Here is a 21,864-nt window from a genome sequence, read left to right as displayed (position 1 = left end):
ATCCGAAGCGGATAGGCATGGTTGGCTGCGGCGGAAGTCTCGCGCAATCCTGCGCGGATGGAACGCAACGCGCCCGGTCCGATCCTGCACGCGCCAAGGCCGGGCTTGCTTCGCGCGAGAGCCGGCCCGCGGGAAGTTTGGTTCTGGATTGGCGGCATCTGCGCCTTGCTCGTGCTCGAGATCGCGCTGAACGGCACCAATGGCTATGCCGCCGGTTCGCTTGCGACCATCGTGCATCTCGCGCTGGGCCTTGCCGTGGTGGTGCGCGTGCGGGCCCGGCCGGAGGAATGGCGCTTGCTCGGGCCGCGTCTGGCATGGGCGGGCGCGCCGCTGGCGTGGCTGGTGCTGGCTTACGCCCTTGGCCCCAACCAGGTTCGCGCGAGCGGAGCATTCGGGCCGGAGTTCACGATCAGGCTGGGATTCCTGGCGCTGCTGGTCGCGGGTGCCTTGCTTGGCTTGCGCGGCGACTCGGGTGCGAAGGCCCTCTCCAGCCTTGCCGTGATCGGCGCGCTCTGGGCCCTTGCGGGGAGCGTCATGACATGGCTTTCCGGCAGCGCGGATCGCAGCGGCGAGGGCGCCGGGACGCCGCATCGTTTCGCCGTGACTTTGGACAACCCCAACGTGGCCGGAGCGGCGCTGGCGATGATCGCGCTTGCCTGTCTCGATCACTACCTGACCCGCACGCGGACCGCGCCGGTTCGTCGCGTGGTTCAAGGCGCCGCGCTGTTCGCGATCCTCGTCCTGATCGTGTGCACCGGCTCCAGAGCGGCGATGATCGCATTTGCCCTTGCCGCCGTGGTCCGGCTCCGCTTCGCGCCCAATAGTCTTGCAGATCGGGACCAAGTCCTTGGCTATGCCGCCGTGGTCCTTGCCGCGCTCGCGGTTTCGGCTGCGGTCATGTCTCCGGCCTTTCTGGCGCGGTTCGCCGATCTGACGAGCGATTTGCACGTTCGCATCGACGCTTGGCTTCTCTACGCGGGGCTTTCCGTCGAGCATCCCGTGTTCGGCTTTGGCCTCGGCTCTTTTCGCGCGGTGAACACCGCGCACCTGACGCCGGCCAATGCCGAGGTCATGTGGCGGTTTGGCGCCGCGCACAATTTCGTGCTTCAGGCCGCGCTCGAGGCCGGATGGCTCTACGTCCTGCTGTTGCTCGCATGGGCGGCGACGTTCGGCCGCGCGATAAGCCGGCGATGGCAACGCCGCGCACCTGACGATCCGGTGCGTACGATCGCGCTCGTGCTTGCAATCGCTCTGGTGTGCGGCTGGGTCGACATCGCGCTCGACGTGCCGGCCATCGCGTCGCTTTGCGCGTGGCTCGCCGGTATCGCGCTTGGCAATGCGCTCAGAGTGGCCGTTCCGCGACGGGGCTCCCTGGCAGACGAAGCGAGACCGTGATGTAGCTGTCGGTGCCGGCCAGAGCGTCGAGCACGGCGAGCCGCTGCCGGCGGCCGAGCCTGCCCAGCCAGATCGCTTCGGTCAGCATCGTCCGGCGGGTCACGGGGTCGAGATGGCTCGCTGAGCGCGCCGCGAGGGCTATCCGCGCGAGGGCGAAATCGCGCAGGTAGGGAGCCCGGCGGTAGGATTCCTGCAGGGCCACCATGGCCTCGTGCTCCCGGCCGAGTTGTGCGGCGGCAAGACTGCGCAGGACCGATGCCTCCCCCGACCCGGGCTGTTCGCCCTGCAGCCGCTCGGAAAAGCGGAGCGCCGCCAACAGCGCCGCATCTCGCCCGGGTCCCGGAGCCTCGCGCGCGGCGAGATTGAGATACAGCACCGCACAAGCGAGCAGGATGCGAGGATTGCTCCTGGAAACGCACGTCTCCTCGGTGGTCCGGTCCGGCGGTCCGGCATCGACCCGCTTCGCGTCGCCGGCAAGCTCGCGGATCACGCGCTCGTCGCGATGCGCGCGGACCGCGAAGATCAGCCCTCCGGCGAGAACCGCGCCGATCAGCACGGGCCATGGGGCCAAGCCGCGCCGCAAGGCTCAGGCTTCGACGTAGGACCGATAGAGATTGTAGTAATACGACCCGTCGTTGCGGGCGGTCCGCTTGCCGCGCACCGGCGCCCGGGTGAGAACGCAGCCCAGCAAGTGGCTGTGATCCTGACGGTAGAATTCGATCGCGATCCGCGCGGCGCGTTTGGGCGTCGCCCCCGATCGCGCCACGAAGATGGACGTGTCGACCGCCGAGGCGATCGCTCTGGCGTCGGCGACGGCGAGCGTGGGCGGCGTATCGAGCACGACGAAGCGATAGTTCTCGCGCAACTCCTCGAGCATCTTGTGAAAGGCCGGACCATTGAACAGGTCGACCGTTTCGAAGGTGTTGGGCGGTGCCGCCAGTATATCGAGGTTGGACCCGCGATCCGTTTCGATGGCATCCTTCCAGCCCACCTCGCCCTTGAGAACGCGCACGATGTTTTCCCGCGGTCCGTCGTCGCCAAGGAGCGTGCCGATCCTGCCCCTGCGCAAGTCGCAGTCGATCAGCAGGACGCGATCGTCCCCCAGGGCCATGGTGCGGGCCAGCGAGACCGCGACCGTCGATTTTCCTTCCGAGGGCAGGGCGGAGAGCACCGCGATGATCGAGGCCTTGCCGTCCGAACTCAGCACGATCGAATTGCGGATCGTGCGGAACGCTTCGGCAAAGGAGGTCATCGGCTTTTCGAGGACGTAGCGTTCGGGAGAGACGACCTCGCCGTCGATCTTGCGCCTGCTCGCCGGGACTTCGGGGACGGTCGTTATGAGGGGCAGCCCGCTCGCCAGGCTAAGATCGTCCGAGAAGCGGATGGTGCTCCCCAGGAACTCGTAGGTCAGGACCGCGGTGAAGGCGACGAGCAGCCCGAGCATGAGCCCGAGCACGCCGAACAGCAGGCGATTGGGGCTCGAAACATGCAGCGGAGGGACGGCGCGTTCGACGATCGCCGCTGTCGGCAGCAAGTCGCGCTGGATTTGCGAGACCTGCTCCAGACGTCGCGCCAGATCTTCGTAGGCGGATTGCTTGGCCTTGATCTCGCGGTCGAGGCTTTCGGCGAGCACCGCGGCACGGGTGTTTTCGGCCTGCTCGCCGCGAACCTGCGCGAGTGCGCTTCTCAGGCTGGCGGCGCGCGCGGAGGCGGCGCGCGCCTTGTTCTCGAGCCCCGCGACGATGCGGTTCGCTTCGGCTTCGATCGCGGCATCGAGATCGCGGATCTGCTCGGTCGCACGGGCGTTTTCGGGGTGCTTTGCGCCGTAGCGGGTCTCTATCTCGGCCTTTTCGGCGCTGGCGAGCGCGCGCTGGCGGCGCAGTTCGGCGATGACCAGCGAGTTGAGCACGCCGGAAACCGCTGTGATGTCGCCGCGCCGGATCTGGGCTTTCGCCGCCGCCATGTCGGCATTGGCGGCGGCCGCCTCGCTTTCGGCCTGGGCGAGCTGGACCGACAGCGGGCCGACCTGCTGATCGGTGATGGTGCCCTGGCTCTCCCCTTGAACGATGCCCGACTGCGCCCGGTAGCGAGCGACTTGCGCCTGGGTCGACTCCACTTCGGAGCCCAGCGATTGCAGCCGCGAGGTGAGCCACTTGGCCTGTTCGCCGGCCAACTGGCTGCGATCGGCAATGGTGTACTCAAGGTAGGTCTCGGCAATCGCGTTGGCGACTCTCGCGGCCTTTTCGGGGTCGCCCGAACTGTAACCGACGTCCACGATGTAGTCGTCGGAATCGCGCGTGATCGACACTCTTTCGAGGAACGCGTCGATCGCAAGTTTCCTGGAGCTGGCGTCGGCGGAGTCCTGAGCGTCCTTGAGCAGTTCGGGATCATCTTCGAGGCCCAGGCGGTCGACTACCTTTTGGGCGATGACGCGCGACCTGAGGATCTGGGTCTCGGTGTCGATCCGCGACTGTTCGGCCTGGGGCGAGGTCGAGCGTTGCGTGTCGTCGCTCAGTGCGCGTGCGTTAGGGTCGATCTTGAGCGAGGCCGAGGCGAAATACTGGGGCGTCATGAAGAAGGTCGCGCCCAGAACGAGCGCGAAGATCGCCAAGGTGATCAAGGCGATGTTGCGCGCCTGCCGGGCGATGATCTCGAAAAGCTGGCGAATGCCGAGTTCGCCGCCTCCGTCGACATCGTACGCAACCGATTGATCGATCCCGCCGCTGTATCTCGCTAACTGGTCCATCCGTCCTCCACGTCCTCGAGTGCGCGCTAGATGGCCAAGGCGAGCGCGACGATGCCCCTGATCTCATCGAATTCCTGGCCGCGATTGATGCCCTTGCTGGTCCGGTCGCTATAGGCGAGGCCTCCGGAAAGGCGCAGATTCCGGTCGATTAGGAAGTTGGCGCCGCCTTCCGCGATCCAGATGTTGTCGCGCCTGTCGATCCCCTCGAAGCGGTTGCGGGCGTAGCGGACCTGGCCGAAGAGCAGCAGATTGCGCAGAAGCTCGTGATCGGCGCGAAGCAGGAGCTCGTTCGAGAAGTAGCCGCTCGAATTGACGGTGACCGCTTCGCCGATGCTGCGCTGGGCGGCAGCGGATATCGTCGTGAGGCCCGAGGGGAAAAACTCGATCCTCGCGTCGTATCCGAAGCCCGACAGGTTCCGATAGATCGGACTTTTGAAGGTTCGCTCGATGTAGCCGATGCCCACGCGCGCGCGTGCGAGGGCGGTGAAGTCGAAGGAGGTTCCGGCCAGATAGCGGTAGTCGGACCCGTCGCGGTTCGGCCGGGCCTGGCCGATCGTGGCGAGCCGATAATCGATGTCGGACGCCGAGACCTCGCCGAAGATCCAGACGTCAGAGAACGCGGAATATTCGATCCGCGCCGCGCCGCGTGTCACGGTTCGGTCGCGAAAATCCTGGTCCAGCAGGGTCGTGCCGAGCTTCGCGTCCTTGAAGTCGAGGCCGTTGACGTCGCCCGCGATCGTCGCGCGGACGCGGCCGACGCCGTAAGTCGCGCGGACCTGGCCGAACGCCTTGACGAACTCGATCGGCGCGACCGCGTTGGCCGGGATTTCGCTCGAGTATTGCGACTGGTAGCCGCGGCTGATGCCCGCCGCGCCATTGATCTTGAGGTCACTGGATACGTCGAGCCGCCCGTCGATGCGGGCGGCCAGGCCGTCCTCGTTGCGGATCGAGCGGTCTATGTAGCGCCGGAAGGCGCCCGCGGCCGACACCGACACGCCGTGCCGCAACCAGTTGCTTGCCGCGCGGAGCCTGGGGTCGAAGGTGAGAAAGGCGGCGCTCTTGGCATCATCGGGAGCCGCGAAGACGTTGCTTGTCACGCCGACGCCGACCTGAGCCTCGGGATAGACGGTGAAGCCGCCGACGATCACGCCGTCGGCCTCGTACTCGGGCCGCGCCCGATCGAGGACGCTCACTTGCCGGCCGCGATCGATGTCGAGCGGGATCGGGCTTTCCAGAAAGGGGCCGAAGCTGTTCTGGGCGGAGGCCGGGCCGGCGGGGAGGGCGAGGCCTGCCGCGCCCGCCAGAATTGCGGATCGCACGCGGCCGATCGAACGGGATTGCCTCATCACTGGGCGTAGTCGCTTCCGCCGCCGACGTTGACGTTCGGCAAGCTGAAATTCAAACCGCCGCCTGCAGCGGAAGCCGATGTCGGCCCCGCACCGGTGCCGGCGCTGCAGCCACGCAAGTCCGCTCTCAGCTTCGCTATGGCCTTTCGCGCGGCGGTATCGACCGGCTCGCCCGCCGCTTCCGAGAGCGCCTTGAGGACGATCAGGCATTGCCGATTTTCCGTGGGCGAGGAAGCCGCCCCGCCTGCCGCCGTGCCGGATTGCAGCGCGCTGTCGACGACGATCGCGATCTGGGCCTGGTACACGTTCTGGTCGGAGCCTGCCGGCAATCGCGCGATCGCATCGAGGATGGATCGCTTGAGCGTGACGACCTGCGCCGTGCCTTCATCGGGCGCTTGCGCCGCCAGTCCGGCGCCGCAGATCGAAATGGATGTCGCGGCGCACAGCAAGAGCATCGCCTTGCGCCCCCTGTTGCTGATACCTGCCCCCATGAATCACCTCGTTCGTTTTGTTGTGGTTCTCTGCACGATCGCGCCCACCGCTCAGAAATACCGCTCGGCGATACGCACGGTATCTCCGGGATAGACTGCGAGGCTGGGCGTGATGTCGACGGCGACTTCCTTTTCGGAGCCCGCGCGCTTGATGAGGATGCGCCGCTTGTTGGCGCGGTATGTGAACCCTTCCGCCGACGCGATCGCCTGCAAGACCGTCATCCCGGGCGAATAGGGATATTCGCCGGGGCGGCCGACTTCGCCGAGGATGTAGAAGGGACGGAAGACCACCACCTCGCTCGAGACGTTCGGTGCGCGCAGATAACCGTCCGCCAGCTTCTCGGCGATGAGGTTGGATAGTTCTGCGCCGGTCTTGTTCTCGGCGGGGACGTCTCCGATCAGCGGAAACGAGATCATCTTGTTCTGCGCGACGACGTATTCGCCCGAGAGCGTGGGTTCGTTGTAGACCGTCACGCGGACCTTGTCCCCGACGTTCATGCGGTAGCTGGATTCGTCGGGCCCGGGCAGGGCGGCGGCACTCGGCGCAACGCTTTCGTATTCGCGCAGCCCCGAGCAGGCTCCCAGAGCCAGAAATATAAATGCCGGTAACCACCTTTTCATCTATCTAAACCCGTAGTTGCAAGGGGTAACGTCTATAGGAGAATGCGTGAAATGAAGGGTCTTGGCAACGGGAAGTAAATCTCCGATTTGGATTAAAGTATAACTGAAAGGTTTCTCTTACGATATGTAAGATATCGTAGGCCGAATAGCGATTTGGCCTGTCTTACAAGGACGTGTCGCTTGAATTTGGCGGCTGCGAAAGTCGCAACTAGACCATTTTGGACTGACTTTGCGCCTCATCGGAGTTCGACCGGCCGATCCGCGCATTCGCGCCCGCAGGGCTTGCCGGGCCGTGCGTCGGCGCCAATCGTAAACGGATGGTGACCATTCTCGTGAACCAAGTTCGCAGCGCGAAGCATTAAGCACTGGAATCTACTCAGATCAAAGGCGCCGGAGCCCGGCGTATCGGTCTGAGAGGTCCCTTTGGTGCGTCGGTTTCTTCCACTGGTGTTAATGATCTGCGCGTTTTCGGGCGCGGCCGAGGCGAGACCGGCGAGCGAACCGTTTGCCCCGTCCGGCGTTCCCGCCGAAGCGCCGCCGGGCTACGTCTCGATGTGCCACCGTAACCCCGAGGAGTGCGCCGACCGCCCCGCCGTCCGGTCCGCCGGGACATTGGCGGATGCGGACCGCTATGCCCTGATAAAGTCGGTAAACCGCCGTGTTAACCGCGAGGTGCACTGGCGCGCGGACCCGGTCGAGCGCTGGGAGCAGCCGACCGGCGAGCGGCTGGAGGGGGATTGCGAGGACTTCGCGATCGCCAAGCGCGCGGACCTGATCGCGCGGGGCTTCCCGCCCGAAGACCTGTTCTATCTGGTGGGTTATCTTCCGGGAACGGGGCTGCACGCGGTCCTGGTCGCGCATACCGCCGAGGCGGACTATATTCTCGACAACCGGACCAACGCCCTCAAGACCTGGGGCGAGGGCCCCTACGTGTGGATCCTGCGTCAGGCGGCCGGAAAGCCGTCGGAGTGGCGCAACCTGCTCGTTCGCGACGTGAAGCTGGCGGCCCGCTAGGGCGAGAGGGCGTACCGGTCCGATCCGGACCCGGCCGTCTATCCCCCCTGCCACGTGTGCGGCCAGTGCCGCTCACTCGGGCTCAGACACCGGCGTTGCGAGGTCGCCGCCCAGAACGCGGTAGACCGTGACGCGGTTCGCGGCGAGCGCGAGGAGCGTCGCGATCTCGGCTCGCCGGGCCGCATATTCGCTGCGCTGGGCATCGAGGCTGGTGAGGTAGCTGTCGATGCCCCCGCGATAGCGCGCCTCGGTGAGCCGCGCGGTGTCGGCGGCAGCGGCGGTGAAGGCGCGCGCGGCGCGCAGCCGCTCGGCGAGCGTGCCCTGGTCGGCGAGCGCGTCGGCCACTTCGCGAAACGCGGTCTGGATCGTGCCCTCGTAAGTCGCGAGCGCCGCCTCGCGCCGGGCTCTGGCGATATCGACATTGGCTCCGCGCCTACCCGCATCGAACAGCGGTGCGGACAGGTTGCCGCCCGCCGTGTAGCTGAAGGCGTCGCCGTCGAAGAGCGAGGAAAGCGCGTCGCTGGCGAAACCGAGCACGCCGGTGAGCGAAATCGCGGGAAACAGCGCCGCGCGCGCCGTGCCGATATCGAAGTCGGCGGCGCGCAAGGCGTATTCGGCCTCGATCACGTCGGGCCGCCGCAGAAGCACTTCGGAACTGGTCCCGGCCGCGAGCGGCGAGAAGCTCGCGGTCACTTCGGCGAGGCTCGATGGCAGCAGCGACTTGTCGAACGCGGCGCCGACGAGCAGTCGGATGAGGTTCTCGTCCTGCGCGATGCGCGCGGTCTGTTCGGCGATGTCGCCTTGCGCGGTGGTCAGGACCTGTTCGGCCTGCCGTAAGTCCGTGCGCGGCGCGACGCCGCCCTCGAGCCGCGCGCGCGTGAGTTCGATCGAGCGCCGGGCGTTGTCCGCCGTCGCCTGCGCGATCCCGAGCAATTCGCGGTCGGCGGCATAAGTGGCCCAGGCGTTGGCGAGATCGGCCACCAGTCCCAGCCGCACCGTCCGCGCCGCCGCCTCGCTCGCCAGCGCGCGCTGGCGTTCGGCCCGCGTCGCGTTCGCGAGCCTGCCGAACAGATCGATCTCGTAGCTCGAGACGCCGCCCTGGAGCGAATAGGACATGCCGTCGCGCCCCACGATGTTCGCGCCCGTGCCGCCGCCCGTTCCGGTGCGCGGCGTGCCGTTGTCGCCGGTGCCGCGATAGGTCGCCGATCCGGTGACGCCGATCTCGGGGAACTGGTTGGCCCGCGTCGCGCGGACCTGCGCCCGGGCGGCCGCCACGTTCGCGGCCGCGACGCGCAAGTCGCGGTTGTTGGCCAGCGCCTGCCCGACCAGCGCGCGCAGGCGCGGATCGGTGAATACGCTCTCGTAGGAAACGGTGGGCAGATCGCTCTCGCGCTGCGCCAGATAGGCGTCCCCGGCGGGCCAGGTTTGGGGGACCGGCGGTTCCGGCAGGTCGGTCGGCGGCGCCAGCGAGCAGCCCGCGAGCAAGACGAGCGGGCCGAGCGCGGCGAGGCGCGCGCGGCTCACGCCGAGGCTCCCGAAGGGGCGTGGGGGGTGTCGTCCGGGTGCATGTGCTCGCGCACCGCCTTGAGTCCGTCGCGCACGCCGCGCCGGACGATGACGAAGAACAGCGGAATGTAGAAGATCGCCAGGAGCGTCGCGGTGAGCATGCCGCCGACGACCGCGGTGCCGATCGCGAGGCGGCTGTTGGCACCTGCGCCGGTGGCAAGGGCAAGCGGCAGCGTGCCGAAGATGAACGCGAAGCTCGTCATCAGGATCGGGCGCAGACGGATGCGCGCCGCCTCCAGCGCGGCCTCGATCACGCGCTTGCCCTGCTTTTCCGCCTGCTCGGCGAACTCGATCATCAGGATCGCGTTCTTGGCGGCGAGGCCCATCGTCGTCAGCAGGCCGATCTGGAGGTAGACGTCGCTCTCGAGCCCGCGCAAGGTGACCGCGACGATCGCGCCGACCAGTCCGAGCGGGATCACCATCAGCACCGCCACCGGGATCGTCCAGCTTTCGTAGAGCGCCGCGAGGCACAGGAACACGACCAGGATCGAGAGCGCGTAGAGCATCGGCGCCTGGTTCGACGAGACCTGCTGCTCGTAGGACGAGCCCGACCACGCGACGCCGGCGCCCGGAATCTCGCGCGCGAGCGCGGCGATCCGGTCCATCGCGGTGCCCGAGCTTACGCCGGTGCTGGCTTGCCCGGAGATCTCGAACGCCGAGATGCCGTTGAACCGCGAGGTCGAGCTCGGAACGGTGGACCAGGCCTGGCTGGAAAAGGCGGAAAATGGCGTCATCTCGCCGTCATTGCCGCGCACGTACCACTTTTTGATGTCGTCGGGCGCCGCGCGGTAGCGGGCATCGCCCTGCACGTAGACCTGCTTGATCCGGCCCTTGTCGAGGAAATCGTTGACGTAGCTGCCGCCCCAGGCGGTCGAAAGCGTGGTGTTCACGTCGCTGACCGACAGACCATAGGCCTGCAATCTCTGCGCATCGATGTCGATCTTGAGCGTCGAGACATCGGGCAGGTCGCTCAGGCGCACGCCTTGCAGGTCCGGGTCGGCGTTGGCCTTGGCGAGCAACTCGTCGCGCGCATCAATGAAGTCGGCGCGGCTGAGGGCGCCGACGTTCTGCAACTGCATCGTGAACCCGGCCGAATTGCCGAGGCCCCGGACCGCGCCGGGCACGAGCGCGTAGACTTGCGCGTCGCGCAGGTTCGAGAAAGCCGCCATCGCGCGATCGGCGATCGCCTGCGCGCTGTTCTCTTCTCCGGGCCGCTCCTCCCAGTCCTTGAGGCGGATGAAGGCCTGCCCAGTGTTCTGGCCGCTCGCGCCGAAGCCACCGCCCGCCAGGGTGAACATCGTCTCGAGGTTCGCGCCCTCGTGCTCGTAGAAATAGCGCTCGACCGTGCGCTGCACCTTGCTGGTCTGCTCGAGCGTGGTCCCGGGCGGCATGCGGTATTGCACGATGACGAGGCCCTGGTCCTCGTTGGGCAGGAAGCCGTTGGGCAGCCGTACGAACAGCAGCACGAGCACGCCGATGATGATGACGTAGATCCCCAGGAACAGCCACTTGCGCGCGACGATGGCGTCGATGCAACGGACATAGCGCTCGCTGATGCGATCGAAGGCGTCGTTGAAGGCGCCGCGCGATCGTTCGGACCACGTCGCCAGCATCGGCAGGCGGCGCTCGAGAAAGCCCTTCGCTTCCCGCTCCTGCACCCTGGACTTGAGCATCGTCGCGGTAAGCGCCGGGCTCAGGATCAGCGCGACGAAGACCGACAGCACCATGGCGGAGATGATCGTCAGCGAGAATTGCCGGTAGATCACGCCGGTCGAGCCGCCGAAGAAGCTCATCGGCAGGAACACGGCGGACAGGACGAGCGCGATGGCGACGAGCGCGACCTGGATTTCCTTCATCGACTGGATCGTCGCCTCGCGCGGCGACATCTCGGGATTCTCCTCCAGCAGCCGCTCGACGTTCTCGACGACGACGATCGCGTCGTCGACCAGCAGGCCGATGGCGAGGACAAGCCCGAACAGGGTCATCGTGTTCACCGAGAAGCCGGCGACATAGAAGATCGCGAAGGTGCCCAGCAGGACGACCGGAACCGCGATGGCGGGGATCAGGGTCGCGCGCCAGCTCTGCAGGAACACGAACATCACGAGCACGACGAGCACGATCGCGATGATCAGCGTTTCCTCGACCTCGGCGACCGAGAGCTTGATGAAGTCGGTGGAATCGTTGCCGTATTCGTAGGCGAGGCCGTTGGGCAGGTTGCGGGCCAGGCGGCTCATCTCGGCCTTGACCGCCTCGGCGGTGCGCAGCGCGTCCGCGCCCGGCGCGAGCGAGATCGACATGCCGGCGCCCGGGTGCCGGTTGAGCCGCGAGACCACGGCATAGCTGGCCGCGCCGATCTCGACGCGGGCGACGTCGCGGATGCGCACGCTCGACCCGTCGGTGAGCGTCTTGAGGACGATGCCCTCGAACTCTTCGGGCGTCTGCATCAGCGACTGCGCGGTGAGCGTGGCGTTGAGCGCCTGGTCGGCGGGGGCCGGCACGCCGCCGACCTCGCCGGCAGCGACCTCGGTGTTCTGGGCCCGGATCGCGGCGATCACGTCGCCGGGCATGAGCTTGACCGCGGCCAGCTTGCGCGGGTCGAGCCAGATCCGCATCGCGTGCTCGGACCCGTAGACGTTGACTTCGCCGACGCCGTTCACGCGCGAGAGCGGGTCCTGGAAGTTCGACGTCAGGAAGTCGGCGACATCGACGTTCGAGCGGGTGTCGGTCTCGTCGTAGACCGCGACCAGCATGAGCTGGTCGGGATTCGACTTGGTGACGCGCACGCCCTGCGACTGGACCGCCTGCGGCAGCCGCGAGATCGAAGACTGGATCGCGTTCTGGACCTGGACCTGGGCAATGTCCGGGTCGGTGCCCTTGGAAAAGACCGCGGTGATGGTCACGCGGCCGCGGTTGGTGCTCTGCGAACTGAAATAGAGCAGGCCGTCGAGCCCGGTGAGCTGCTGCTCGAGGATCTGGGTGACGCTGTTCTCGATCGTCTCGGCCGAAGCGCCCGGATAGGTCGCGCGGATGTTCACCTGGGTCGGGGCGATGTCCGGATATCGCTCGTTGGGCAGCGACAGCAGCGCGCCGGTGCCTGCGAGCATGACGATGATCGCGATGACCCAGGCGAAGATCGGCCGGTCGATGAATATGCGTGACATCGGGTCGTCAGCCCGCCTTGGCGGCGGCTCCGGCCGTTCCCTTCGCCGGCGGCGCGACTTTTTGCGGCGTGTCGGCGGGGACCGGGCGGATGCCGGCGCCCTGCTTCAGGCCGTTGAGCCCTTGCAGGATGACCTTGTCGCCCGGCGCGAGCCCGGCGGTGACGACCCAGAACCGGCCCCGCGTCCGCGCGGTCCGGACCTTGCGCATCTGCGCCTTGTCGTCCTTGCCGACGAGCATGACGTAGGTCGTTCCGTCGAAATCGTGCTGAACGGCGCCCTGGGGCACAAGGTAGGCGGTCTTGTCGATCGCCTGGTCGAACTGCGCGGTGACGAACATGCCGGGCAGCAGCAAGCCGTCGGGATTGGGGAAGCGGGCGCGCAGCGTGACCGTGCCGGTCTCTTCGTTCACCGTCACTTCGGAAAACTGCACCGTACCGGGCAGCGCGTAGTCGCTGCCATCGTCCAGCTTGAGGCGCACTTCGCTGCCGCCGTCGACGATCCCGCCCTGCGCGAGCCGGCGGCGCAGCGCGGTGAGGTCCGAGGCCGACTGCTGCATGTCGACGTAGATCGGATCGGTGCGCTGGATGATCGCGAGCGGTGTATCCTGGTTCGCGCTCGCGAGCGCGCCCACCGTCAGCAGCGAGCGACCGATGCGCCCGCTGATCGGCGCAGGGACCGTTGTGAAGCGCAAGTTGATCCGGGCGGTGTCGAGCGCCGCTTCGTTCTGCTGGACGGCGGCGCGGGCGATGCGCGCCTGGGCCGCCGCGTCGGTGTATTGCTGCTTGGAAATCGCCTCGATCTCGGCCAGCGGCCGATAGCGCTCGGCGAGCGCCGAGGCCGCCTCGGCGGAGGCGCGGGCGCTGGCGAGATCGGCTTTCGCCTGGTTGACCGCCGCCCGGTAGAGGCTCGGGTCGATCTCGAACAGCGGCTGGCCCGCGCGGACATAGCCGCCCTCGTCGAACAGCCGCTTGCGAATGACGCCGCTGACTTGCGGGCGCACTTCGCTGGTCTCGTACGCGACCGTGCGGCCTTCAAGCTGCACCGGCATGGGAACGGCTTGCGGCGTCACGACCACATATCCGACTTGCGGTGGAGTCCGATCGCCCGCGCCTTGCTGCGAGCCGCCGCAGGCCGCCAGCAGGAGGGCGGCCGGCGCGCCGACGAGAAGCGCGGCGATCCTGCCACCGGAGGGGAAAGCGAGTTTGGTTGCGGGCAAGCCGTTTGCCTTGATAGGATTTGCCGCGCCTATTGAGCCAATTACTGTGAACTGCAAGTGATCATTGGCGCTTCGCGGCGTTTTGGGCGGCAGTCCGGGACAGAGCCGCTACGAATCCTTACCTATGAGATATCGGCTATCGTTTCTCTTCGTCGCGCAGGGTCAGCATGTAGGCTGACAGCGCGTCGATCTCCTCCGGATCGATGTCGAAATCCATCTTCTCGGGAAAGTTGTGCGAATCGCGCAGGAAGGCGGCGAGAGTCGTTCGCGTGAGGCCGGGTCTGTCGACGATCTCGGCGAACTGCGGCGCTTCCGGATTGGCGGAGACCTCGAGCGGCCTCACCGCGTGGCACTGCGCGCAATGCGCCTGCGCGAAGCTCAGGCCTCTTGCCGGAGCGGCGGCGTCCGAGGAGGTGGCTGGAGGGACCGCGAGGCACGCCGAAGCCGCCAGGGTGAGCGCCAGGGCGATGGGGATGGCTTTCATGCCGCGATCTTTTCCGTGGCGGCGCCGCCCCGTCAATACCCGCCGCTGCGAAGGGGCCGGCGATTGCGGTGCGACGCACGCGAACCTAGATTGGCGGCGTTCAGCCACGATGGAGAGGCCGGCTTGACCGTCGCCCTGATCAGCCACCCGGCCTGCCTGGAACATGATACCGGCGCCGGCCATCCCGAGCGCGCGGACCGGCTGCGCGCCGTCCTCGCCGCGCTCGACGACCCGCGCTTCGAGGGGCTCGCGCGTCACGAGGCGCCGCGTGCCGAGGTGGAGCACCTCACCGCCGTGCATGACGGCTCCTATGTGGACGCTATTCTCGCGCTCGAGATAGAGCGCGGCGATCTGGGCGCGCTTGATGCCGACACGATCGTCAGCCCCGGCAGCGTCGAGGCCGCCTTGCGCGCGGCGGGAGGCGGCATTCTCGCCGTCGACCTGGTGATGGACGGCGAGGCCGACGCCGCGTTCGTCGCGGTGCGGCCGCCGGGCCATCACGCCGAACCGGCAAGAGCGATGGGCTTTTGCCTGTTCAACAACGTCGCCGTCGCCGCGCACCACGCGCGGCGACGCTGGGGGCTCAAAAGAATCGCGGTCGCCGATTTCGATGTCCACCACGGCAACGGCACGCAGGACGCCTTCTGGGACGATCCCGACCTGCTGTTCGTGTCGAGCCACCAGTCGCCGTGCTATCCGGGAACGGGGGCGGGTCACGAACGCGGGCGCGCGGGCAACATCGTCAACGCGCCGCTCGATCCCGGCGCGGGCGGCCGCGCGTTCCGAGATGCCTGGCGCGAAGTGCTGATCCCCGCGCTCGACGATTTCGCACCCGAACTCGTGATCATCTCGGCGGGCTTCGACGCGCATCGGGCGGACCCGCTCGCCCAGCTCCGGCTCGACGAGGCGGATTTTCACTGGGTTACGGCGGAGCTGGCTGGGGTGGCCGATCGCCATGCACGGGCGCGGGTGATCTCGCTGCTGGAGGGCGGCTACGACCTTGCGGCGCTCGCCGCCAGCGCGGCTGCGCATGTCGATGCACTCATGCGCCGGCCCTGTCAGTCATCGCCGGTCTCGCTCACCCGAGCCTGACCGGCTTGCATCGGGACCTTTTGCGCGCAAGAGGCGTTTCGCGATTCTCGCGGGGGCAATACGGAAGCGCGAAAAATCGCGCCGCTCGCGATGGAGACACGATCTGACGACCATGCCAATGCCAGCACAGCGAAATCCGCTCTACGTGGTTGGTGGCCTGGCGCTTCTGCTTTGCGTCCTGCTGCTGATCATCGCCTGGTCAGTGGTCCGTCGCGAGGATAACCGGCCGACCGAAGCCGAGGCGCATGGTGCGGACGTTCCCGCCTTGCCGGCGCGGCCCGAGGATATCGAAGCGCACGGCGAGGCCGCCAAGACCACGCTCGCGCCGCCCGACGCGCGGCAGCGCAACGAGGCGGTACCGTTCGCCCCGAGGATCGACGCGGCAGCACGCCCGTTCGTGTTCAAGGGCAGCGATCAGGACCGCGCGCGCGCGCTTGCCTGCCTCGCGACCGCCGTGCTCTACGAAGCGGGCGACGACACCACCGGCGAGGCGGCCGTGGCGCAAGTCGTGCTCAACCGCGTGCGCCATCCCGCCTTTCCATCGACAATCTGCGGGGTCGTCTATCAGGGCTCCGAGCGTAGGACGGGCTGTCAGTTCACGTTCACCTGCGACGGATCGCTCGGCCGCAAGATGTCCGACGCGGCATGGCGCCGTGCCCGCGAGGTCGCCGACAGCGCGCTGTCGGGAAGCGTCGACGACAGCGTGGGCCTGGCGACGCACTACCACACCGACTGGGTCTATCCCTACTGGAGCCCCGAACTGCGCAAGCTGGCGCGGGTCGGCACGCACCTGTTCTTCGGCTGGCCGGGCACCTGGGGCGGGCCCAAGGCATTCAGCCGCGTCTATCGCGGCAACGAGCAGGCCGCGCGGGTCTTGCTCGGGGCGATGCCCGGCGGCGACGCGGACGATCCGGCGCCGGTCGACATGGGCGCGCCGAAGATCCTCGGGCTGCCGCAGCCCCCCGCCAAGCTCCCCGCGCGAATGGGCGAGGTCCCGCTCTACGGCAACAAGCTCAAGCTGGTGGGACGCGACGGCCACTCTTTCGGGCTGCTCGCGCCTTCGGGCATCGCGGCGGCCAAGGTCGTGAACGCCGCGCTGGCGCTCTGCGACGAACCCGGCCCGTGCCGCGTCAACGCCTGGGCGAACGAGGATGACATCCCCGGCGAATACCCGATCTCGCAAGGCAGCCGCTCGATGATGGTGTTCGAGTATGCGCGCGACGGGGCCGGCGCGAGGCCCACGCTCAAGTTCGACTGCCAGCGCTTTCCCAACAAGGACCCGAACGCCTGCCTCGACGTGACGTCGCAGGTGCCGGACGTGCTCGCGGGAATCCGCTTCAAGAAGAACTGACGACTTTCAGCGCCGGATCTGCGCTTTCGACCCGGCCACCGCGCAGCCGCACGCAGCGCGAGGCGAGCCTTTCGGCTTCTGTCTCGTCGTGCGTGACGTAGACGACCGGGATCGGGATCTCGGCGAAGGTCCGCGCGAATTCGTCGATCAGGCCGGCACGTGCGGCCCCGTCGAGCGCCGAGAGCGGCTCGTCCATCAACAGCAGGCGCGGCTGCGAGAGCAGCGCGCGGGCAAGCGCGGCGCGCTGCGTTTCGCCGCCCGAAAGACGCCCGGGCATGCGTTCGAGCAGCGGACCCACGCCCATGGCCTCGACGATTGCCTCGCGCGCGAATGGCCCTTCGACCGCGCGCTTTTCGGCATAGTCGAGGTTGCGCGCGACGCTGAGGTGCGGGAGCAGGCCGGCACCCTGGAAGACGTAGCCGACGCGGCGCCGGTGCGCCGGAACGAAATGGCGCTGATCCTGCCAGACCTCGTCGCCGAACCGGATCGTGCCATGCCGTCGCTCGAGCCCCGCGAGCGCGCGCAGGATCGTCGTCTTGCCCGAGCCCGAGGGGCCGAGCAGGCAGGTCACGCCCGTCAGCGGCAGCGCGAGATCGACGTCGATGGCGAAGTCGCGGCTGACCGGGCCGTGGAGCGAGATCGCGAGGTTCATCGCTCGATCACCGACCAGCGCCGTTCGACAAGCAGCAGCAGCAGCAGGGTGACGAAGGCGAAGACGACGAGCCCGCCGGCGATGCGATGCGCGGCGGCGAAGTCGAGGCTCTCGACGAGCTGGTAGATGCGGGTCGAGAGCACTTCGGTCTCGCCGGGAATCGCGCCGCCGATCATCAGCACCACGCCGAACTCGCCCACGGTATGCGCGAAGACGAGGATCGCCGCCGAGAGGAAGCCGCGCCGGGCGAGCGGCATAGCCACCGTCACGAAGCGATCGAGCGGCCCGGCGCCCATCGTCGCGGCCACTTCGAGCGGGCGGTCGCCGATCAGTTCGAAGGCGGTGCGCAGCGGCTGGACCGCGAAGGGCAGCGAATAGAACAGCGAACCGATCACCAGGCCTTCGAAAGTGAAGGCGAGGGTGCGGATGCCGAAGGGATGCAGCGGCGCCATCAGCGGGCTTTCCGGCCCTAGCGCGACGAGGACGTAAAAACCGATCACGGTGGGCGGCAGGATGAGCGGCAGCGAGACCAGCGCGCCGACCACTTCCTTGCTCCAGTGCCGCGCGCGGGCGAGCCACCAGGCGAGCGGCGTGGCGAGGATCAGCAGCAGGATCGTCGTGACCGCAGCGAGTTCGGCGGTCGTGCGGATCACGAGGTCCATCAGCGCGTCATGCGCCGTAGCCGTAGCGCTTGATGATCGCGCGCGCGGCCGGCCCGCGCAGGAACCTGGCGAAGGCTAGCGCCGCCGGATTGCGCGCGCCGCGCTTGAGGATCACGGCCTGCTGCGCGATCGGTGCGTGATACTTCGCCGGGACCACCCAGCGCGATCCGCCCTTGGTCTTCGCCACTTGGCTCAGCGCGACGAAGCCGAGGTCCGCGGCGCCGGTGGAGACGAACTGGTAGGCTTGCGTGATCGAGGTGCCCTTGACGATGCGGGGCGCGAGACGGTCCGTCACGCCGAGCCGGTCCATCGTTTCCACCGCGGCGCTGCCGTAGGGCGCGAGCGCGGGATCGGCGATCGCGATCCGCGCGAACCCGCCGCGCTTCAGCACGCCGCCGGCGGCATCGACCAAGCCCGGTTTGGTCGAGTAGAGCACAAGGCGCCCGGTCGCGTAGGTAAAGCGGCTCTTGGGCACCGCGAGGCCCTCGCTCTCCGCCTTGGCCGGCCGCTCCGAGTCGGCGGAGAGGTAGACGTCGAAGGGCGCGCCATGGGCGATCTGGGTATAGAACGCGCCCGAAGAGCCGAAGCTGAGAATCGCGCGGTGCCCCGTGGCCTTGCGGAAGGCCGTCGCGATTTCCTTGGCGGGTTCGGTGAAGTTGGCGGCCACCGCGACGCGGGTTTCGCCTGCGGTTGCCACCGGCGCTTGGGCGAGGCTTAGGGCGCCAAGAAGGATGGCGCAAAGGGCGCGCAGGACCATTAGTGGCTCCGTGGTTCGATTGCTGTATTCAGTTATATATAGCAATTGCGAACAGCGAAACCCCTGTCTTCCGCAGTGCGGCATCCGGGGCCTTGGGGCGTCAGGCGACTTCTAGCGAAGGCGGCTTTTGCCAGCGCCCGTTGACGACATGGCTCGCGGCGGCGGCGGCGGGCATCGGCTCGGAGACGAGGAAGCCCTGGATCTGGTTGCAGCCCTCGCGGGCCAGCTTGTCGAGCTGTTCCTGCGTCTCCACGCCCTCCGCGACCACCGAGGTGCTGAGCTGCGAGGACATCTGCAGGACCGAGCGCATGACGTGCCAGGTCTTCTCGTCCTCCATCTGGATGAAGCTGCGGTCGATCTTGATCGTATCGAAGGTGAAGCGGGTCAGATAGCTCAGCGAGGAATAGCCCGTCCCGAAGTCGTCGAGCGCAACCCGCACGCCCAGGCCGCGCAAGGTGTTGAGCGTGCGTGTCGCCGTGCGGTCGTCGTCGACGAGCACGCTTTCGGTGATCTCGAGTTCGAGACGCGAGGCATCCAGGCCGCTGCTGTGCAGCGCTTCCGAGATCGTCGCGAGCAGCAGCGGATCGTGGAACTGGCGCGTGCTGACGTTGACGCTGATCGGCATGCCGTCGAGCACCTCGCTCGCGGCCTTGCAGGCCTCGCGGATGACCCAGGCGCCGATCGGAATGATCAGGCCCGATTCCTCGGCGATCGAGATGAAGTCCTCGGGCGGAATGAGCCGGCCATCGCGATTCCAGCGCAGTAGCGCCTCGAAGCTCGCGACCTCGCCGGTCTCGACGTAGACGCGCGGCTGGAAGTGGAGGAACAGCTGGTTGCGCTCGATCGCCTTGGAAAGGTCCTCCTCCAGTTCCTGGCGCAGACGGATGACGCGGCCCATCTCCGGCTTGTAGCGCTGGAAGCCGTTGCGGCCGCGATTCTTGGTCGCATAGAGCGCGAAGTCCGCGTGCTGCATCAGCGTCGCCATGTCTTCGGCGTCGTCGGGACTGAGCGCGAGGCCTATGCTCGCGCGCGGCTGGATGACGTTGCCGGTGGGCAGCGTCAGCGGCTGCGAGATGTTCTGCAGGATGCGGTACGCAAGGTCGAGCGCCTGATTGGGGAAGGCGATGTTCGTGTGGATGACGGCGAACTCGTCCCCGCCGAGGCGCGCGACCGTGTCGCAATCGCGCACCCCGGCGAGCAGTCGCTCGGCGACCGCCGTGAGCACGAGGTCGCCCGAGGGGTGCCCGTGCAGGTCGTTGATGTCCTTGAAGCGGTCGATGTCGATCAGCAGCAGGGCGGTGAGCGTGCCGAAGCGCTGGTTCTTGAGCGCCGTTTCGAGACGGCGGTTGAACAGTTCGCGGTTCGGCAGGTCGGTGAGCGTGTCGTGCAGCGCGAGCCGGTAGATCGCCTTGCGCGCTTCCTCGCGTTCGCTGAGATTGGTCATGCGCAGGACGACGACGTTGTGACCGTCTATCTCGATCTCGCGGAAGCGGATCTCGACGGGAATCTCGGCCCCGCTGCGCGATATGGCGACGGCCTCGTGCACCGCGTCCGCGCCGGTTTCGAGCCAGGAGCGCAATTGCGAGCGCAGCCGGGGATGGATCAGGTCCTCGGGCCGCGTATCGACCAGCGTTTCGGATTTCGTTTCGAACAGCGTGGCCGCCGCGCTGTTGGCGCTGCGGATCAGGTCGTCGTGGATGAGGAAGATCGCTTCCGAAGCCACTTCGCCGAAGGCCGCGAGCCGCTGCGCCTCTTCGTCGGAGCGGTTCGCATGGACGGCCTGCGACCGCCTGGCCTCCGTCTCCTGGATCTTGTCCATCAGGCTGTTGAGCGCGGTGGTCAGCCCCTCGTTCTCGTCACCGGCCTCGACCTTGAGGCGATGGTTGGACGGGCTGTCCTCGAGCATGAACTCGACGGCGGCCTGCAAGTGATCGGTGCCCAGCTTGGCGCCGTGCTCGGCTGCGTTGAGGCCCAGCGCCTCCTGTTCGGGTGTCACGCGCAGGCTGATGAACGGGCGTATCGAGAGCGTGAGGATCAGGCCGGTGCCGAAGGCCCAGATGAAATTGAGCACGCTGCCTTCGAGCTGCACGAGCAGTTGGGTGCCTCGCGAGCCCGCGGGCAGCAGCTCGACCGGCGCCAGCAGCGCGACCCCGATCGTGCCGATGACGCCCGCCACGGCATGAACGCCGACCGCGCCGACCGCGTCGTCGATCCGGTGGCGCGTCTCGAGGTAGTAGTTGGCGGCATTGGCGCACACGCCGCCGACGGCGCCCAGCAGCAGCGCCGAGCCCGGCTCGACCAGGTGGCAGCCCGCCGTGATCGCCACGAGCCCGCCGACCACGCCGTTGACCGCGCGCTCGGGCAGCATCGCCCCGCCGAACCACATCGCGCCATAGCCGACGACACCGCCCGCCGCGCCGGCAAGAACGGTGTTGAGGATGATGCCCGGCACCTGGCTCGTGGCGGCGAGCGTGGAGCCGCCGTTGAAGCCGATCCAGCCGATGAACAGGAAGAGCGTGCCCGCCGAGGCGAGGACGACGCTGTGTCCGCTGAAGCGGATCGGCGAGCCGTTGGTGAACCGGCCGTCGCGCGAGCCCAGGACGATACACGCCGCGAGCGCGAACCAGCCACCCGTCGCGTGGACCACCGTCGAACCGGCGAAATCGACGAAGCCGTTGTTCGCGAGGAAGGCACCGCGCGAATGGGCGAGGGCATTGCCCCAGGCCCATTGCGTGAAGACCGGATAGACGAACCCCGCCACCAGGATGCACAGCACGATATAGGCGCGCAGCCGCATGCGTTCGGCGACTGCGCCGGAAATGATCGTCGCCGCCGTGCCGCAGAACATCACTTCGAAGATGAAGAAGGTCGCGTTGTTCCCCGAGACCCCGCCGAGCAGGAAGAAGTCCGGATCGCTGCCGATCGGCAGCAGCGTCGTCGAACCCCCGAACGCGAGACCGAAGCCGACCAGCGCGAACACGACCGTGGAAAAAGCGAAGTCGAGCAGGTTCTTCTGGGCGACGCTGACCGCGTTCTTGGTCCGGACCGAACCGGACTCCAGCAGCATGAAGCCCACCTGCATCATCATCACCAGGGTCGCCGCAATCAGCACCCAGATCATGTCGATCGTGGCGGTGAGATCCTCGACTCGGTTTTGAACCTGGGTCCCGGTTCGCACGAGCGCTGCCGCGTGTGCGTTCGCCGGAAATACAATGCAGACGGCCCCCACGACCGACGTAAGCCGGAAATTCAAGATCGTTTGTCCCGCCTTGTCGCTTCCAATGCGGCGACCGTGGACCAGAAACGTTAG

Annotated in this window: 17 protein-coding genes; 4 read left to right on the top strand and 13 right to left on the bottom strand. The window is 67.5% G+C overall.

Annotated elements, in window-relative coordinates; translation table 11 throughout:
- Window positions 1-21 precede the first annotated feature (21 nt).
- Window positions 22-1,395, top strand: a complete 1,374-nt coding sequence (locus B2G71_RS05160; protein WP_141521498.1) for an O-antigen ligase family protein — start codon at window positions 22-24, stop codon at window positions 1,393-1,395.
- Here B2G71_RS05160 and B2G71_RS05155 read toward each other — a convergent pair.
- The 5 genes from B2G71_RS05155 to B2G71_RS05140 form a co-directional block, all read right to left on the bottom strand.
- The gene (locus tag B2G71_RS05155; RefSeq protein WP_098104654.1) at window positions 1,343-1,951 is read right to left on the bottom strand and encodes a hypothetical protein; all 609 of its coding nucleotides are present in this window, start codon (window positions 1,949-1,951) and stop codon (window positions 1,343-1,345) included. The genes B2G71_RS05160 and B2G71_RS05155 overlap by 53 nt on opposite strands.
- Before the next feature lie 30 nt (window positions 1,952-1,981).
- A complete protein-coding gene (locus B2G71_RS05150; RefSeq protein ID WP_098104653.1) occupies window positions 1,982-4,141 on the bottom strand; it encodes an AAA family ATPase in 2,160 nt (719 codons plus the stop codon).
- Between the two features lie 26 nt (window positions 4,142-4,167).
- Window positions 4,168-5,460 (bottom strand): outer membrane beta-barrel protein, encoded by a 1,293-nt coding sequence (locus tag B2G71_RS05145; RefSeq protein ID WP_168176266.1) that lies wholly within the window; start codon window positions 5,458-5,460, stop codon window positions 4,168-4,170.
- A 26-nt stretch (window positions 5,461-5,486) separates the two neighbouring features.
- Entirely contained in the window at window positions 5,487-5,936 is a 450-nt protein-coding gene (locus tag B2G71_RS24020; protein WP_168176265.1) for a hypothetical protein, read from the bottom strand.
- Between the two features lie 93 nt (window positions 5,937-6,029).
- Entirely contained in the window at window positions 6,030-6,599 is a 570-nt protein-coding gene (locus tag B2G71_RS05140; RefSeq protein WP_098104651.1) for a polysaccharide biosynthesis/export family protein, read from the bottom strand.
- A 426-nt stretch (window positions 6,600-7,025) separates the two neighbouring features.
- On the opposite strand from B2G71_RS05140, the gene B2G71_RS05135 reads away from it, so the two are divergent.
- Complete coding sequence (locus tag B2G71_RS05135) at window positions 7,026-7,613, top strand: transglutaminase-like cysteine peptidase (protein WP_141521497.1); 588 nt, start codon at window positions 7,026-7,028, stop codon at window positions 7,611-7,613.
- 72 nt (window positions 7,614-7,685) lie between these two features.
- Here B2G71_RS05135 and B2G71_RS05130 read toward each other — a convergent pair whose 3' ends face one another.
- The 4 genes from B2G71_RS05130 to B2G71_RS05115 form a co-directional block, all read right to left on the bottom strand.
- Window positions 7,686-9,137, bottom strand: coding sequence for an efflux transporter outer membrane subunit (locus B2G71_RS05130; RefSeq protein WP_098104649.1), 1,452 nt, complete (start codon window positions 9,135-9,137; stop codon window positions 7,686-7,688).
- On the bottom strand, window positions 9,134-12,340 hold the full coding sequence (locus tag B2G71_RS05125) for an efflux RND transporter permease subunit (protein ID WP_098104648.1): 3,207 nt from the start codon (window positions 12,338-12,340) through the stop codon (window positions 9,134-9,136). Before B2G71_RS05125 ends, B2G71_RS05130 begins: the two co-directional genes overlap by 4 nt.
- A 7-nt stretch (window positions 12,341-12,347) precedes the next feature.
- The gene (locus tag B2G71_RS05120) at window positions 12,348-13,481 is read right to left on the bottom strand and encodes an efflux RND transporter periplasmic adaptor subunit (protein WP_240530030.1); all 1,134 of its coding nucleotides are present in this window, start codon (window positions 13,479-13,481) and stop codon (window positions 12,348-12,350) included.
- 211 nt (window positions 13,482-13,692) lie between these two features.
- The gene (locus tag B2G71_RS05115; protein WP_098104647.1) at window positions 13,693-14,040 is read right to left on the bottom strand and encodes a c-type cytochrome; all 348 of its coding nucleotides are present in this window, start codon (window positions 14,038-14,040) and stop codon (window positions 13,693-13,695) included.
- A 123-nt stretch (window positions 14,041-14,163) separates the two neighbouring features.
- Between B2G71_RS05115 and B2G71_RS05110 the strand changes: the two genes are divergently transcribed.
- The gene (locus tag B2G71_RS05110; RefSeq protein WP_098104949.1) at window positions 14,164-15,132 is read left to right on the top strand and encodes a histone deacetylase family protein; all 969 of its coding nucleotides are present in this window, start codon (window positions 14,164-14,166) and stop codon (window positions 15,130-15,132) included.
- A 118-nt stretch (window positions 15,133-15,250) separates the two neighbouring features.
- Window positions 15,251-16,483, top strand: a complete 1,233-nt coding sequence (locus tag B2G71_RS05105; protein ID WP_098104948.1) for a cell wall hydrolase — start codon at window positions 15,251-15,253, stop codon at window positions 16,481-16,483.
- Here B2G71_RS05105 and B2G71_RS05100 read toward each other — a convergent pair.
- The 4 genes from B2G71_RS05100 to amt all read right to left on the bottom strand — a co-directional run bounded on the left by B2G71_RS05100 (window position 16,470) and on the right by amt (window position 21,732).
- The gene (locus B2G71_RS05100; RefSeq protein ID WP_098104646.1) at window positions 16,470-17,135 is read right to left on the bottom strand and encodes an ATP-binding cassette domain-containing protein; all 666 of its coding nucleotides are present in this window, start codon (window positions 17,133-17,135) and stop codon (window positions 16,470-16,472) included. The two genes, B2G71_RS05105 and B2G71_RS05100, sit on opposite strands and share 14 nt — an antisense overlap.
- Window positions 17,132-17,797, bottom strand: coding sequence for a molybdate ABC transporter permease subunit (modB, locus tag B2G71_RS05095; RefSeq protein ID WP_098104645.1), 666 nt, complete (start codon window positions 17,795-17,797; stop codon window positions 17,132-17,134). The genes B2G71_RS05100 and modB overlap by 4 nt, the downstream gene beginning before the upstream one ends.
- 7 nt (window positions 17,798-17,804) lie before the next feature.
- The gene (gene modA / locus B2G71_RS05090) at window positions 17,805-18,494 is read right to left on the bottom strand and encodes a molybdate ABC transporter substrate-binding protein (RefSeq protein ID WP_240530012.1); all 690 of its coding nucleotides are present in this window, start codon (window positions 18,492-18,494) and stop codon (window positions 17,805-17,807) included.
- A gap of 160 nt (window positions 18,495-18,654) precedes the next feature.
- Complete coding sequence (gene amt / locus B2G71_RS05085; protein ID WP_098104643.1) at window positions 18,655-21,732, bottom strand: ammonium transporter; 3,078 nt, start codon at window positions 21,730-21,732, stop codon at window positions 18,655-18,657.
- Window positions 21,733-21,864 lie beyond the last annotated feature (132 nt).

It is taken from the genome of Novosphingobium sp. PC22D (assembly GCF_002556635.1).
Lineage (GTDB): Bacteria > Pseudomonadota > Alphaproteobacteria > Sphingomonadales > Sphingomonadaceae > Novosphingobium.
This window is presented reverse-complemented; position numbering and strand designations above follow the sequence as displayed.

Bases quoted from the DNA above. Each gene is read 5' to 3' on its own strand.
- B2G71_RS05150 (WP_098104653.1), bottom strand. From the start codon at position 4,141: ATGGACCAGTTAGCGAGATACAGCGGCGGGATCGATCAATCGGTTGCG.
- B2G71_RS05140 (WP_098104651.1), bottom strand. From the start codon at position 6,599: ATGAAAAGGTGGTTACCGGCATTTATATTTCTGGCTCTGGGAGCCTGC.
- B2G71_RS05125 (WP_098104648.1), bottom strand. From the start codon at position 12,340: ATGTCACGCATATTCATCGACCGGCCGATCTTCGCCTGGGTCATCGCG.
- B2G71_RS05115 (WP_098104647.1), bottom strand. From the start codon at position 14,040: ATGAAAGCCATCCCCATCGCCCTGGCGCTCACCCTGGCGGCTTCGGCG.
- B2G71_RS05105 (WP_098104948.1), top strand. From the start codon at position 15,251: ATGCCAGCACAGCGAAATCCGCTCTACGTGGTTGGTGGCCTGGCGCTT.
- B2G71_RS05100 (WP_098104646.1), bottom strand. From the start codon at position 17,135: ATGAACCTCGCGATCTCGCTCCACGGCCCGGTCAGCCGCGACTTCGCC.
- modB (WP_098104645.1), bottom strand. From the start codon at position 17,797: ATGGACCTCGTGATCCGCACGACCGCCGAACTCGCTGCGGTCACGACG.